General features: G+C 42.5%; 13 protein-coding genes. 6 read left to right on the plus strand and 7 right to left on the minus strand.

The annotated features are described in order from the left end of the window. The first annotated feature begins 86 nt into the window (after positions 1–86). The 5 genes from VB620_RS00370 to VB620_RS00390 all read left to right on the plus strand — a co-directional run bounded on the left by VB620_RS00370 (position 87) and on the right by VB620_RS00390 (position 4,866). Positions 87–1,799 (plus strand): diflavin flavoprotein, encoded by a 1,713-nt coding sequence (locus VB620_RS00370; RefSeq protein ID WP_323194138.1) that lies wholly within the window; start codon positions 87–89, stop codon positions 1,797–1,799. A gap of 459 nt (positions 1,800–2,258) precedes the next feature. Next, a complete protein-coding gene (locus VB620_RS00375; RefSeq protein WP_323194139.1) occupies positions 2,259–2,438 on the plus strand; it encodes a hypothetical protein in 180 nt (59 codons plus the stop codon). A 202-nt stretch (positions 2,439–2,640) separates the two neighbouring features. Beyond that, positions 2,641–2,895, plus strand: a complete 255-nt coding sequence (locus VB620_RS00380; RefSeq protein ID WP_323194140.1) for a hypothetical protein — start codon at positions 2,641–2,643, stop codon at positions 2,893–2,895. A gap of 307 nt (positions 2,896–3,202) precedes the next feature. Further along, a complete protein-coding gene (mltA, locus tag VB620_RS00385) occupies positions 3,203–4,690 on the plus strand; it encodes a murein transglycosylase A (RefSeq protein ID WP_407674174.1) in 1,488 nt (495 codons plus the stop codon). 2 nt (positions 4,691–4,692) lie between these two features. Next, a complete protein-coding gene (locus tag VB620_RS00390) occupies positions 4,693–4,866 on the plus strand; it encodes a hypothetical protein (RefSeq protein WP_323194142.1) in 174 nt (57 codons plus the stop codon). Here the strand turns inward: VB620_RS00390 and VB620_RS00395 are convergent. Together VB620_RS00395 and VB620_RS00400 are read right to left on the minus strand one after the other, a co-directional pair. Continuing rightward, positions 4,863–5,726, minus strand: a complete 864-nt coding sequence (locus tag VB620_RS00395; protein ID WP_323194143.1) for a DUF5895 domain-containing protein — start codon at positions 5,724–5,726, stop codon at positions 4,863–4,865. The two genes, VB620_RS00390 and VB620_RS00395, sit on opposite strands and share 4 nt — an antisense overlap. 183 nt (positions 5,727–5,909) lie before the next feature. Then, positions 5,910–6,593 carry a PHP domain-containing protein gene (locus VB620_RS00400; protein WP_323194144.1) on the minus strand — a complete coding sequence of 228 codons (684 nt, stop codon included), beginning with the start codon at positions 6,591–6,593 and terminating at the stop codon, positions 5,910–5,912. Between the two features lie 12 nt (positions 6,594–6,605). On the opposite strand from VB620_RS00400, the gene VB620_RS00405 reads away from it, so the two are divergent. Beyond that, complete coding sequence (locus tag VB620_RS00405; RefSeq protein WP_323194145.1) at positions 6,606–6,776, plus strand: hypothetical protein; 171 nt, start codon at positions 6,606–6,608, stop codon at positions 6,774–6,776. A gap of 201 nt (positions 6,777–6,977) precedes the next feature. Here VB620_RS00405 and purM read toward each other — a convergent pair whose 3' ends face one another. From purM to VB620_RS00430, 5 genes are all read right to left on the minus strand, one after another. After that, on the minus strand, positions 6,978–8,006 hold the full coding sequence (gene purM / locus VB620_RS00410; RefSeq protein WP_323194146.1) for a phosphoribosylformylglycinamidine cyclo-ligase: 1,029 nt from the start codon (positions 8,004–8,006) through the stop codon (positions 6,978–6,980). 66 nt (positions 8,007–8,072) lie between these two features. Beyond that, positions 8,073–8,279 carry a hypothetical protein gene (locus tag VB620_RS00415; protein WP_323194147.1) on the minus strand — a complete coding sequence of 69 codons (207 nt, stop codon included), beginning with the start codon at positions 8,277–8,279 and terminating at the stop codon, positions 8,073–8,075. 295 nt (positions 8,280–8,574) lie between these two features. Next, positions 8,575–9,177 carry a superoxide dismutase [Fe] gene (gene sodB / locus VB620_RS00420; protein WP_323194148.1) on the minus strand — a complete coding sequence of 201 codons (603 nt, stop codon included), beginning with the start codon at positions 9,175–9,177 and terminating at the stop codon, positions 8,575–8,577. A gap of 325 nt (positions 9,178–9,502) precedes the next feature. After that, on the minus strand, positions 9,503–11,107 hold the full coding sequence (locus tag VB620_RS00425) for a bifunctional pantoate--beta-alanine ligase/(d)CMP kinase (protein ID WP_323194149.1): 1,605 nt from the start codon (positions 11,105–11,107) through the stop codon (positions 9,503–9,505). A gap of 207 nt (positions 11,108–11,314) precedes the next feature. After that, positions 11,315–12,430, minus strand: coding sequence for a septal ring lytic transglycosylase RlpA family protein (locus tag VB620_RS00430; protein ID WP_323194379.1), 1,116 nt, complete (start codon positions 12,428–12,430; stop codon positions 11,315–11,317). Between the last annotated feature and the right edge of the window lie 730 nt (positions 12,431–13,160).

The following is a 13,160-nucleotide window of genomic DNA, read 5'->3' on the forward strand; positions in this document are numbered from 1 at the left end:
CAGTGAACAGTTATCAACCTGCGTAATGTTCACTGGTTACTGATTTAATTTTCCATGTTTTTTCCACACTTCTTAACTAAAAATCTATGAACAATTCCAAACCCCGTGACGTACAAGTTCTTGCGATCGCCACAAACACAACATTGATTAGAGCGCGTAGTTGGTCACGCCTACGGTTTGAGATTGAATACGCACGAGAAAAAGGTACTACCTCCAATTGTTATGTAATTGAAGGCGATAAAACCGCAATTATTGACCCACCTGGTGAAACCTACACAGAAATTTATCTCCAGTCATTACAGCAAACCATCAACTTGAAAAAGTTGGATTATGTGATTTTGGGTCACTTTAGTCCCAACCGCGTCCCAACTCTCAAAGCACTTCTAGAAATAGCACCACAGGTAACTTTTGTTTGCTCTCTCCCTGCTGCAACTAACTTGCGTAATGCTTTCCCAAATAACGCATTAGAAATTTTAGTCATGCGGGGGAAAGAAACCCTAGATTTAGGTAAAGGTCACGTTTTTAAATTCTTGCCTATTCCCAGTCCCCGTTGGCCGGATGGACTTTGTACCTACGACCAGCAAACCCAAATTCTCTACACAGATAAGCTCTTCGGCTCTCATGTTTGTGGGGATGAGGTCTTTGATGATCATCCCGAACCATTAAAAGAAGACCAGCGTTATTACTACAACTGTCTGATGGCTCCCCAAGCTCAACACGTAGAAGCAGGTTTGGAGAAAATATCAGATTTTCAGGTGAGAATGTATGCGCCGGGTCATGGGCCATTGGTACGTACTGGCTTAATAGAACTGACCAAAGCCTACGCAGAATGGAGCAATGCTCTCAAAGATCGGGAAATATCTGTAGCTTTACTCTATGCCTCAGCCTATGGCAATACAGCGATTTTAGCCCAAGCGATGGCTTTGGGATTAACTAAAGGTGGAGCCGCAGTGCAATCAATCAACTGCGAATTTGCTACTCCTGATGAAATCCGCGCTGCTATACAACAGTGTGATGGTTTTGTGATTGGTTCTCCCACTATTGGCGGTCATGCACCCACTCCCATTCATACTGCTTTGGGGATCGTGCTAACAGTTGGTGATAGCAGCAAACTCGCAGGGGTTTTTGGTTCCTACGGTTGGAGTGGAGAAGCCTTTGATTTAATTGAGGGTAAACTGCGAGATGCTGGTTATCGCTTTGGATTTGATACTCTCAAAGTTAAGTTTAAACCCGATGATGTCACCCTGAAATTCTGTGAAGAAGTGGGGACAGATTTTGCTCAGACCTTGAAAAAAGCTACAAAAGTGCGTTTACCACAACAATCCGCTACGCCTATGGAACAAGCTGTGGGTAGGATTGTGGGTTCAGTTTGTGTCATCTCCGCTAAACAAGGTGATGTGTCTACGGGGATGTTAGGCTCTTGGGTATCTCAAGCTACCTTTAATCCTCCAGGTCTAACGGTGGCGATCGCCAAGGAGCGAGCCATAGAATCCCTAATGTATCCTGGGAGTAAATTTGCCTTAAATATCCTGGAAGAAGGCAATCATTTAGAATACACTAAACATTTCCGCAAAAACTTTACCCCTGGAGAAGAGAGATTTAGCAACTTTAACACCACAGTTGCAGATAATGGCTGTACAATTCTCACAGATGCCATAGCTTATATTGAATGCTCAGTCAACGAACGGATGGAATGTGGAGATCACTGGGTCATTTATGCCACTGTTGACAACGGCAAATTAATCAAACCTGATGCTGTTACTGCCATCAACCATCGTAAAACAGGTACTCATTATTAAATGATTAATAGCTTAATTTGAGCAATTAACCCTCAACTATTAATCTTTATGGAAAGACTCCTTCCATAGTTTCATGAGGTGGGAGTCTTTTTATATAATTAAGGACTGGAAGCCTTTTACCGTCTAACTTTTATGATCAGTTTATCTTCTAACGTCCTTAGCTGTTCCTATCTGTACCTAAACATTTGCCGAATCGATCTAATTTAACTCAAAAAAATTCTTTGTAAACTCTAATAAATACAAATTTTTACCCTGAAATGGTCTTTTTCATTAGGAACTTTGATAGTTATGTTGAGTCTAGCAAATATGACAGAAATAGTTAGGTAAAATTCCGCAATTGCCACCAGGACAAGTGAATACATATCGTGTCATCTTAAATTAGGAAGTCAGTATCTGGCTATTCTCACACAACTTGCCAACTACTCTGCCCCCAAGCTTTTATACTAATTTGTTCCTCCTATGTCCGCACAAAATAACAAGATTAAATTTCCTGTTTGGCAGTATCTGAATCAACCGTTATTCAGCCGCGATTCTAAATTAGAATTGAATCCTCGTCGTTTTGCTCATAGCTGGCGTGTGGGTCTTCTGGAACGGTGCTTGAAGAAAGAATGTGATGCTAAGGGGCCTCAACAGTACTAATTTCTCATCGAGGTGAAAACAGTTCACTAAATTTTTAGGGAACTGGAAAAAGTCAAGGCCGTCTAGAGTCAAAAGCGAAGAGAAATGGGTTAAGGACTGGTCAATTATGCCAAGGTATTTTTTTGGCTACGTATGCCTACCCTTTTCATCTGGGGTTAACTGGTTAACAATGAATGGGGTATGTTTTAAATGATTCGATGTAATGCCGAGAACACCAAATGAGTTTGCAGTACACATCTTACTAGAAGGTGGTCACCGCGAAGAAGTACGTTTTCCTACGTTTCCAGATTTTCAAAAATGGTATAGCAGTTCGCTGATGCCAAAGTTTGATTCTAATGAATTGATTAACGTACCCATCAAGAATATTGATCAGGAATACTTAGTAGTACGTCCGAATCGAATTGTGGCAATTCGGGTAGAACCAGTATTTAGTTCTAGTGTTGAAAGATTCAACTAAGTCACTAACCCCGGTCTAAAGGCGAGGATCTTTATCATCCTCCACACATCCTGATAGCGGTTCTTGGTTAAGTGAGATACAAGAACCCCATACCCAATGCAAGTGCATAACGCTATGACTGAGAATCCCCTGAATCTATTCAGGGGAAGATTTATAGCAGCCTTTAAGGAGGTTAGGGCAGAAACAGATAATGAAACCCTTGCAATTAGGGAGTTTCAAGAATCGGATGGTTATGTTTGTTCCAATTGTAAATTTAAACAATCAACCTTTAAAGGTAACTACGTAAGTAGCTGAGATATTGAATAAGATTATGAAAAAAAGCCTTGCTTTGGTTTCGTTGAGTTTGGGAATGGCGTTGAGTCATAATGCGTCGTCGGCTATGGCTGATGTTGTCATCCCTGTATCAATTTATCGACAAGTTAACACACGAGTCCAACCATCTATGGCTCAGGTGGTCATCCCTGTACCAATCAATCGACAAGTTTTACCACCAGTCCGAATACGAGTAAATGAACCAGTTCCACCACCAATTTATCGACCAGTTCCACCGCCAATCAATCGACCAGTTCCACCACCAGTCCAAACACCAGTCCGAATACAAGTTCCACCACCAATCAATCGACAAGTTTCACCACCAGTCCAAACACCTGTTCCACCAGCATTCCCACCTAGACCTTCGCAAGTACAGCCTTCAGCACCCCTTCAACCGATGAATCTGGGGAATAACTGTACTCCCAGTCACGGTTGCTTGGGTTGGGATGAGCAACTTTGGGAGCAAATGGGTCAATCTGGCGATCGCCAGGCTTTGTTGACTGCTATTGACCATAGTTTAAGTTACTTACAAAAAAATAGTGCGATCGCTATCTATCAAAAGTATCCCATCAGGGAAATTACTCATGATCGCGTGCGTCGGAGTTTGATTCGGTTTCGCCAACTAGTTGTCAATTCCACATCTCCAGCCGAACTGCAAGCTGCTGTCCGTGAAGAGTTTACCTTCTACAAGTCTGTGGGTAATGATGGCAAGGGTACTGTTAAATTTACTGCTTATTACGAGCCTATTTATACTGCTAGCCGGATCAGGACTGAAGAATATAAGTATCCCATCTATCGACGACCACCGGATTTAGATAAATGGGCTAAACCTCACCCTAAACGGCTTGATTTGGAAGGTGCAGACGGTTTACTAGGGGACAGAAGCAAGTTACGCGGTTTAGAAATGCTCTGGTTCCGCGATCGCTTCGACGCATACATGATACAGATCCAAGGTTCTGCCCAAATTGAGTTAACTGATGGCACAAAAACCTCTGTGGGATTTGCCGGTGGTACAGATTACCCCTGGACTAGTATCGGTGGACAACTATCGAAAGATGGCAAGTTAGCTGCCAATCAATTAAATATGCCCGGTATCATTAACTTTTTCCAGACCCAGCCCCAGGAAATGAATAATTATCTCCCGCGCTGGGAAAGGTTTGTTTTCTTCCAAGAAAAAGCCGGGAGACCAGCCACTGGGAGTATAAATGTCCCAGTCACAGCCGAGCGTTCTATAGCTACAGATAAATCCCTCATGCCTCCGGGCGCACTAGCATTGGTTCATACCTCATTTCCTTACGTCACCAGCAATGGTCAGCTAGAATATCGCACTGTCAGCCGCTTTGTTCTCGACCAGGATACAGGTAGCGCCATCAAAGGACCGGGAAGGGTTGATTATTTCATGGGTTCAGGTAAAGTCGCAGGCGATCGCGCAGGTGTTACAGGTGGTAATGGGACACTATATTACTTACTCTTGAAAAATTAAGTGTGGGAAGTGTGGGGAGTGTGGGGAGTGTGGGGAGTGTGGGGAGTGTGGGGAGTGTGGGAGGTGTGGGAATAAGAGGTAAGGCTAAAGATTCTCAAATACCCAATACCCAATACCCAATACCCAATACCCAATCCCCAATACCCAATCCCCAATACCCAATCCCTACTCCCTAGTAAGGTGGATAATCATCTTCATCTGCATAAATATAAGAACTAGAAACACCAACCGGAGCCATTTTGGGTGCTTCTATTTTGATAGATTCCTTTCCAAACTCTTTGTGTTCTTCAAAAGTCTTGCAGATCATCGCTGACTCCAGAGAATCTGAAGCAATTAGGTAATCAGTTAATGTATCAAAGGTGGGATGCTTGTAGTCCACAGTTGAAGCTACCATGACAATGTTTGGTTCTATGCCTCTTTCTTCACATTCAATGATTGGGGAGAAAATTCCATGAGCGTGAAATAGAGGGCCTTTTGGTGATACGGGTTGCTGGCGATATACAGCATAAGCTTTTTCTAGTTCAGCGACGAATCCACCGATGACTCTTCCTTGTTGAAATTCGCAGTAGGTTTTGCTGAAACTGGCTCCGGCTACACCGCTCAGAGTTAATTGTAATGGAGAGTCGTGGAGAAACTTTTTATTTTCTCCGACTAAGTAAATGAGGTGGCGCGTAAAGGTTTTAAATTTAAGCTTATCTGCTAAAAAAGCATCGTAATTTTCTTTAAGAGTACCAAGTTTGTTACCCGTTTCCCGGTCTTTCACAGATAAGGGACCACGGCGGACTATAACTAACTTTGGAGTCTTGCTAATAAAAACTGTTTCTACTTCAGAGCTAAATTCATGCTCTACCCGTTGCCAATTTTCATCAGGCTGAAAGCCTACAGCTGAAGCATTATCTAATTTAATCGCTAAACCGTGGGGCTGGATACCATCGGTACCATACCGAGGATTAATCATCTGACACCAAGGGATGATTTGAGAAGGAGGAGCGTTAAATTTATCGTCCTCAAAGTCGAAATTAGCAGATGCTTGCATCGTTTTAGACTATTAAAAGTGTTTTTGCGACATTTCCTACACTGACGGCCATTTCTACAGTGTATGTTGATGGGAGATTTCCTGAGCTTGGGCTTGATGTCTCCCTCCACAAGTTTATCTTTTTGAGGGTATTTGGGGCAGCTATGATACCCCATAGGATCTGGAGTTCAGTGTGGGAAAATATCACAAGCGTTGTAGGAGACTTAAACCGTGGGTATCAGTGCCACAGGTATTAAATAGTTGATATTCTCCAGCTAACTGTTGTACCTGTTGTGTTTCTACTTTACTTGGTGTCCAAGGTTTGGGGTTATTGTAAGCATAGAAAGCTTCGACACCATCAATTCCCCGTTCGGCTGCTGCTGGAATTAAGTCAAAAAGCGATCGCTTGTAACGAGCTGGATGAGCTAAAACTGACAATCCCCCGGCTTGACCTATGGCAGCTATAACGTTCTTTGCTTGGTAGTCTTTACCTGTAGTGGGTTTTTTTTGTAAATAGGGCTTCATGCTGGGATGTTGTGGCTCAAAGGCGTAACCCAAAATATGCACTTCAACATCCAAAAGTTTGGCATTAATTTCTACTCCACTCCACAAGGAAGGAGTATTATTACTGGTATTTTGCCGATATTTTACTAACCAATCTTGTGCTGCTTGATACCCACCAATATTATGGTGGTCTGTAATAGCCAATCCTTGGAGGCCGATGGCGATCGCCTGTTCCATCAATATACTAGGTTGCAACTTGCCATCTGAGTGGACAGTGTGCATATGAAAATTAAATAACTTAGGACAACTTTGGGCATCAACCCTCTGGAAAACTTGCCTTAAAATGTCTGCGGAAGTAGATGTCCGAGCAAAATTTACAACCATAACTTTTTATCAATGAAAATACTGGATTCCCCATACACCAACACGCCACACTCAGAACTGAAAAAGACTCCAGCACTGGAAAGTGACCGTAGTGATTTTCTTAACTTTAATAGCCAATTTTTGCAATATGTTAAGACTACCTTAGCAAATCTCAATGGTGATGGACATGAGTATTTCCAATGACAGATATCAAGTGATGGAAAAATTGTGCCGCATATAGCTGGGGAGTAGGGAGTGGGGTAAAAGCCTTTCAGTGTCTAACTTTTATGATCAGTTTATGTCCTAACGTCCTTGGAGGTCACTATATATTTAAATCCTGAGAAAACTCAGAAAACAAACCTATCAAACCCCCACCCACAAAGAGATGGGGTTTCAGTGCTGATCCTATGAAGATAAACCGACTAATGTCCCAGAACCTGTAATCACTTCCCCAATAGCCACAGATGAAATATCCTGTGATGTAAAAAATGCCATTGTCTGTTCTACTTTATGGGGTGGTACTAATAGCACAAACCCAATTCCCATATTGAAGGTATTATACATATCCTTGGCACTCACCGAGCCGGCTGTAGCTAACCACTGGAATATAGAGGGAATAGTCCAACTCTGGGGATCAATTTGAATGCTTTGATTTTTACCTAAGCATCTGGGTAAATTCTCCGGTAAACCTCCACCTGTAATATGCGCCATACCGTGAATTTCTAACCCAGCTTGACGCGCCGCCAAAACGGGCTTGACATAAATTTGTGTAGGTTTCAGGAAAGCCTCGGCGATGGTTTCACCACCTAATAACGATGGGCGTTCATCCCAAGCCAATCCGCTTGCGTCCACAATTTTTCGGACTAAACTTAAACCGTTGCTGTGAACACCAGTACTAGGAAGTGCGATCGCCACATCGCCAATTTCTACCTGAGAAGTATCCAACATCTGGCTTTTTTCCACAATTCCCACACAAAATCCAGCCAAATCATACTCACCCACTTGGTAAAAACCAGGCATTTCTGCGGTTTCTCCACCCAATAAAGCGCAACCGGCCTGCTTACAGCCATCAGCTATACCCGCTACCACTTCAGTTAGCTGCTGTGGTTCTAACTTACCTGTAGCCACATAATCTAAAAAAAACAGTGGTTCTGCACCGGATGTCAGCACATCATTAACACACATAGCCACTAAATCAATGCCCACCGTATCATGACGGTTGAGAACCTGGGCAATTTTCAGCTTTGTTCCCACACCATCTGTTCCCGAAACCAATACTGGTTCTTTAAAACCCCCTGGTAGTTGGAAGCAACCACCAAAACCACCTAGTCCACCAATTACTTCTGGTCTAAAGGTGCTGTGAACTAAATTGCGAATTTGGTCTACAAAGGCTCTACCCGCCTCAACATCAACCCCAGCATCCCGATAATCCATAATATTTAGTCATTAGTCATTAATCATTAGTCATTAGTTCATAGTTCATAGTCCATAGTCAAGGAGTTAAAAAACTTGTTCTTCTAGACCACGCCACCATTCACCTAAATTCATCAAGTCTTCGTGGATATCTGCTAACTGATTAGCGTAAGCATCTTCTGAAATATCATCCCGGCTTTCTTGTAATTTCTTCAGGCGTAGTTGTACCAATAGCCAAGGTTTAGCAATGCTATTTGTGGATTCCAGATATTGTGCGAGTTCGTTACTATCCATATTTTTGAGCTTTTTCAGATATAGCAATGCTCTTTGAGTTATAGCAGGGAACAGGATTGAAACTCGCTAATTGTGAGGATTTAATTATCTGTTTCTGTCCTAATCTCCTGGGCAGTTACTATATAATAACGTTTCTTTGGTGTGGCATAACTTAGCTGCCTACCATCAGGAGTATCTAAGCAAAAACAGCCACGATAGTAGTCGTGACTGCTGGCAGTATTCTTAAATTAACTGATTTTTACTGCTTTTAATGTTTGGCAATTAGCCCGTATTCAAGTCAGTAGAAACTGAAATCTTAGGCTTTAGCGTAATTTTCTGCCACAAAGTCCCAATTCACTAACTTATCTAAGAAGTTTTTGATGAAAGCAGGACGAGCATTTTTATGGTCGATGTAGTAGGCGTGTTCCCAAACGTCTAAGGTGAGAAGTGCCTTTTTACCATGTGCTAAGGGATTCTCTGCATTAGGTGTTTTCATGACCTTGAGAGTACCACCATCATCAACTAACCAAGCCCAGCCACTGCCAAATTGAGTTGCAGCTGCATTAGAAAATTCTTCTTTGAATTTATCGAAGCTACCAAAGTCTTGATTAATTTTGGCTGCTAAGTCACCTGTGGGTGCGCCACCACCTGCGGGCTTTAAGCAATTCCAGAAAAAGCTGTGGTTCCAAACTTGAGCGGCGTTATTAAAAATTCCGGCTTTGGAGGAGTCTTTAAAGGCTATTTGGATAACTTCTTCGAGGGACTTGTCAGCCAGTTCTGTACCGTCGGTGAGTTTGTTCAAGTTAGTCACATAGGATGCATGATGCTTGCCATAGTGATACTCGAAGGTTTCGCCTTTCATGCCATACGCTTCTAGAGCGTTCATGTCGAATGGTAAGGGGGGCTGTGTAAATGCCATTTTGTGAAATCCTCTCTTGTTTTCCAGGTTAAAGCTGTGGTTACAACTTAGGAAACGACAGATTTTATCTGTATGCGTTTTATCTCCTAGTGTCACAGGATATAAAACTTAACAGTGTCATTCTACTACCAAAAGGAGGATTCCGACAAAATACTGTGGTATTTCAGGAGTTTTGTGGTAATTGCAGAAGGTGTGGGAAGAAGAGGCAGGGGGGCAGGGGGCAGGGTGCAGGGGGGAAAGAAGAGGCAGGGGGGCAGGGTGCAGGGTGCAGGGGGGAAAGATTGTTACTTTCTAATACCCAGTCCCCAGTCCCCAATCCGTCTGACTAGAGTTGAGATAAGCGTTGTTGGTAGTGTTGAACAATTTGTGCTGTGACTTCAGATATGTTCAGACCATCAGATTGAATCTCTACTGCATCTGCTGCTTTTTGTAAAGGGGAAACTTTACGAGTGCTGTCTTTTAAGTCACGTTGGGAAATATCGCGTTTGAGTTGCTCTAAATCTACTGCGGGCTGACCCTGTTTTTGAAAGTCTTGCTGACGACGATGGGCGCGTTCATCGACTGAGGCGGTTAAGAATACCTTAAGTTCGGCATCGGGGAAGACATGAGTGCCAATGTCTCGACCTTCGGCGACTAAGCCACCTTTTTTACCCCAGTTTTGCTGTTGTTTAACGAGTGCTTGACGGACAGCGCTTTGGGCGGCAATGACGGATACTTGAGAGGTGACTTCAATGGTGCGAATTTCTTGGGTGATATCAGTACCATTAACCCAAACTCTGACGGGAGATTTTAGATCCTGGCTGGGGGTAAGTTCAATATCACACTGACTGAGTAATTCAGAGATCGCACATTCATCAGTAACAGCAATACCTTTTTCTAGCACCAACCAAGTCACAGCGCGATACATAGCACCTGTATCTAGATACACTAGACCTAACTGATTAGCTACTTGACGAGCCACTGTAGATTTGCCGGCACCTGCGGGGCCATCGATGGCGATGATGGGTTGACGATCGCTCAAAATGATATTATCAATCAAACGTGTCGCACCTAGATGAGCTGCGATCGCCAGCATTCCTTCCTCCTCAACTGTTTCTAAAGCCATTAACGTATTCGGTTTAACCAATTCAATATATTCCACAATTAAAGGACTAACCTTCGCTAGTTCTCTCTGTACTACGGCTATCAGCTCGCTGCAATCACGAACACCTGCCTTGAATGCTGCTAAACTAGCCCGCAAACCTTGATATAAAATTGCTGCTTGCTCTTTTTCTTGTGCAGTCAAATATTGGTTACGAGAACTTAACGCCAAACCCGACGCTTCCCGCACCGTTGGACAAGCAACAATCTCCACGGACAAATTCAAATCACCCACCAGCCGTCTAATAATAGCCAGTTGTTGACCATCTTTTTGTCCAAAATAGGCTCGCTCAGGTTTTACCAAATTCAAAAGCTTGGTGACAATCGTTGCCACACCCTGAAAATGACCTATCCGGGAGCGACCACACAAACCTAACATCATAGCAGATGGAGGCGTGACTTGTGTAACTTGAGAATCTTGTAGACTTTTCTGAGAAACACCCATTTCCTCCGGAGTAGGAGCAAAAATCGCATCTACCCCTGCTTCCATACAGAGTTCTTGGTCTAGCGCTAAACTACGGGGATAAAGTTCATAATCCTCATGAGGACCAAATTGCAACGGATTGACGAAAATACTGACAATCACCGTAGAATTTTCCTGCCTAGCTCTTTTGATCAGACTAAGATGACCTTGATGTAATCCTCCCATAGTAGGAACCAAACCGATAGCCGTCTGGTACCAGCTAGTGGTATCATCTAATCCCAAATCTTCTGAAACCCTCAGCTGATGTTCTAAACAGCGTTGAGTTAAATAGCAGCGTAAAGCCACAACTGTTGTCAGCAGGCGCACAAAATACCCCTAGTTCTTTCTAACCCTCTTCCTCGTTAGTTTATATCTCAAAGAGGAGAATGGGAAATGGGCTTGTTCGAAGCGTAATCATAAAGCCTAAGAAATAGCGGCGCTTAATGCGTAACATCCCGAAGAGTAGGGGACAGGGGACTGGGCGGTGAAGAATGTGCCTTGTCCTCTTTGTCCCCATTGTTATACTCTCAAGGGTTATCGCCCGATCACTTCCACCTTCACTGGTGCTACACCACTTCTGATCATACCTAAACTACGAGCCGCACCAGTAGACACATCGATAATGCGACCACGAATGAATGGCCCTCGGTCATTGATTCGTACCACAACGGAACGACCATTGCGGGTGTTGGTGACCCGAACCCTTGTGCCAAAAGGTAAGGTACGATGGGCAGCAGTCATGGCTTCTGGATTAAATCTTTCCCCTGTAGCAGTGGGTCTACCAGCGAAGCCGCGTCCGTAAAAGGAAGCTATACCTTGGAGAATACCTCGTCTTTTGTTAGCAATTTGCTGTGCTGGCTGTGGCAGAGAAATTGTAGCGGGTTCTGGTAAGCCAGTAATTTCATTGATGGGAGAGGCATTACCAATCAGTCTCCGTAAGCGATTGGTGGCTTGCAATGCATCTTCTGCCAGATTTTTGGTGGTTCCTGCTAGTATGGTTTTTTGATTGATTTCCACCAATTCTTGGTCATTAATTTTGATCGTATACCGTTCTTTTGGCTGTGGTTGGACAGAGGTATTTTTGTTCTGGGCTTGATTGGCTGTAGATTTGCCCTCACCCTTCCAACTGACGGTAATTTTTTCCGCGTCTTCACTGTTGCGGACTATCTGGTTAATACTGGCTGCTATTAAACTAGCTCGATAAACTGGGTCATCATGAAGGGCTTTTTTTGGGTTTTTCCCATTCGTCAAATTCCCTACACTGTTTAACTTAGCTGAGTTATCTGCAATTAGGGTGTGGGACTGTTGTTCTTTATTATCTCCAATTACACCAACTTTGGTATCACCACTTTCTAATGGCTGAGAACTCAAAAAGGTGAGAACTGGTATATCTTTGATAAACAGAGTTGCTGCTTTACGACCTCCAATGTCGTGAGAATGAATGTTTGTGATCACATTCCCTGCTGGGGTTTGGGTTTCTGCTACGCCTAACCGCAAAAACTCTCCTACTTTAACGGCATCATCACCTGATGATTGGGGAGTAACTGGAGTAGGTTCCTTTGCCGTAGTACTTTGAGTGTGACCGACTGAAGGCGTACCCACAGTAGTCAGAAACAGGGCAACAATAGTCCACAAATATCTTTGATTCATGCGTCCGATTTTTAAAGCAACTATGTAGCAAGAGTTTGTTAATTCCGGGAATTTTGTGTCGTTTGAAATCACTTATTCCTCCTAAGTTAAACTTGTCTTGCTGTGACTTTGCGTTTATTAACTGCAACACATTAACATGAACCTTTGAGCTTGGGGATCAGGGTTTTAGCGTAGATATAAATCAGTTAAGGGAATTTCTCTGGATCATTTTCGGTTAGAACCGTTCTTCAATGCGGATTTTGACTATGTAACGTTTTTTGCAGTTAATCAAATTTTTAATATGAAATCTTGATATTTTGATGATTTTTAATTGACAGTAAGACTCGTGATTTTAAAATGTAGTTTAAACAACATATAATTTTAGCTAATCGTGCTGATAATAATTCTGTATATGGCAGTCAATCCTCTATAATAATGCTTGATTATATTGAGTGGAAAATTTTTTTATCTCTTCGTACAAATCATGTGTATGAAGACTTACAGATATTATTGATGTTCAATAGGCTGGTAAATATTTTTTAGCTGTCAGTTATATCACCGGATTGAGCATACGTAAATAAACTTAAATATTAAGCTACAAAAGTATTTTAGTTGTCTTTTACACTAAACAATTATACTTATGATTTGCACTTGCTTTGGTAACTAAAAATTATTTTTTTATAAATTAAAATCAATGATGAGATAATTAAAAAAGCTTTATTGGCATGAGTAAAGAAAAAAGCAAGTAACA

It is taken from the genome of Nodularia harveyana UHCC-0300 (assembly GCF_034931085.1).
GTDB classification, from domain to species: domain Bacteria; phylum Cyanobacteriota; class Cyanobacteriia; order Cyanobacteriales; family Nostocaceae; genus Nodularia; species Nodularia harveyana.

Excerpts from the sequence above, each read along its gene's own strand:
- VB620_RS00430 (WP_323194379.1), bottom strand. The coding sequence starts at position 12,430 with ATGAATCAAAGATATTTGTGGACTATTGTTGCCCTGTTTCTGACTACT.
- purM (WP_323194146.1), bottom strand. The coding sequence starts at position 8,006 with ATGGATTATCGGGATGCTGGGGTTGATGTTGAGGCGGGTAGAGCCTTT.
- VB620_RS00375 (WP_323194139.1), top strand. The coding sequence starts at position 2,259 with ATGTCCGCACAAAATAACAAGATTAAATTTCCTGTTTGGCAGTATCTG.
- VB620_RS00395 (WP_323194143.1), bottom strand. The coding sequence starts at position 5,726 with ATGCAAGCATCTGCTAATTTCGACTTTGAGGACGATAAATTTAACGCT.
- VB620_RS00380 (WP_323194140.1), top strand. The coding sequence starts at position 2,641 with ATGCCGAGAACACCAAATGAGTTTGCAGTACACATCTTACTAGAAGGT.
- VB620_RS00400 (WP_323194144.1), bottom strand. The coding sequence starts at position 6,593 with ATGGTTGTAAATTTTGCTCGGACATCTACTTCCGCAGACATTTTAAGG.
- sodB (WP_323194148.1), bottom strand. The coding sequence starts at position 9,177 with ATGGCATTTACACAGCCCCCCTTACCATTCGACATGAACGCTCTAGAA.
- VB620_RS00370 (WP_323194138.1), top strand. The coding sequence starts at position 87 with ATGAACAATTCCAAACCCCGTGACGTACAAGTTCTTGCGATCGCCACA.
- VB620_RS00415 (WP_323194147.1), bottom strand. The coding sequence starts at position 8,279 with ATGGATAGTAACGAACTCGCACAATATCTGGAATCCACAAATAGCATT.
- VB620_RS00405 (WP_323194145.1), top strand. The coding sequence starts at position 6,606 with ATGAAAATACTGGATTCCCCATACACCAACACGCCACACTCAGAACTG.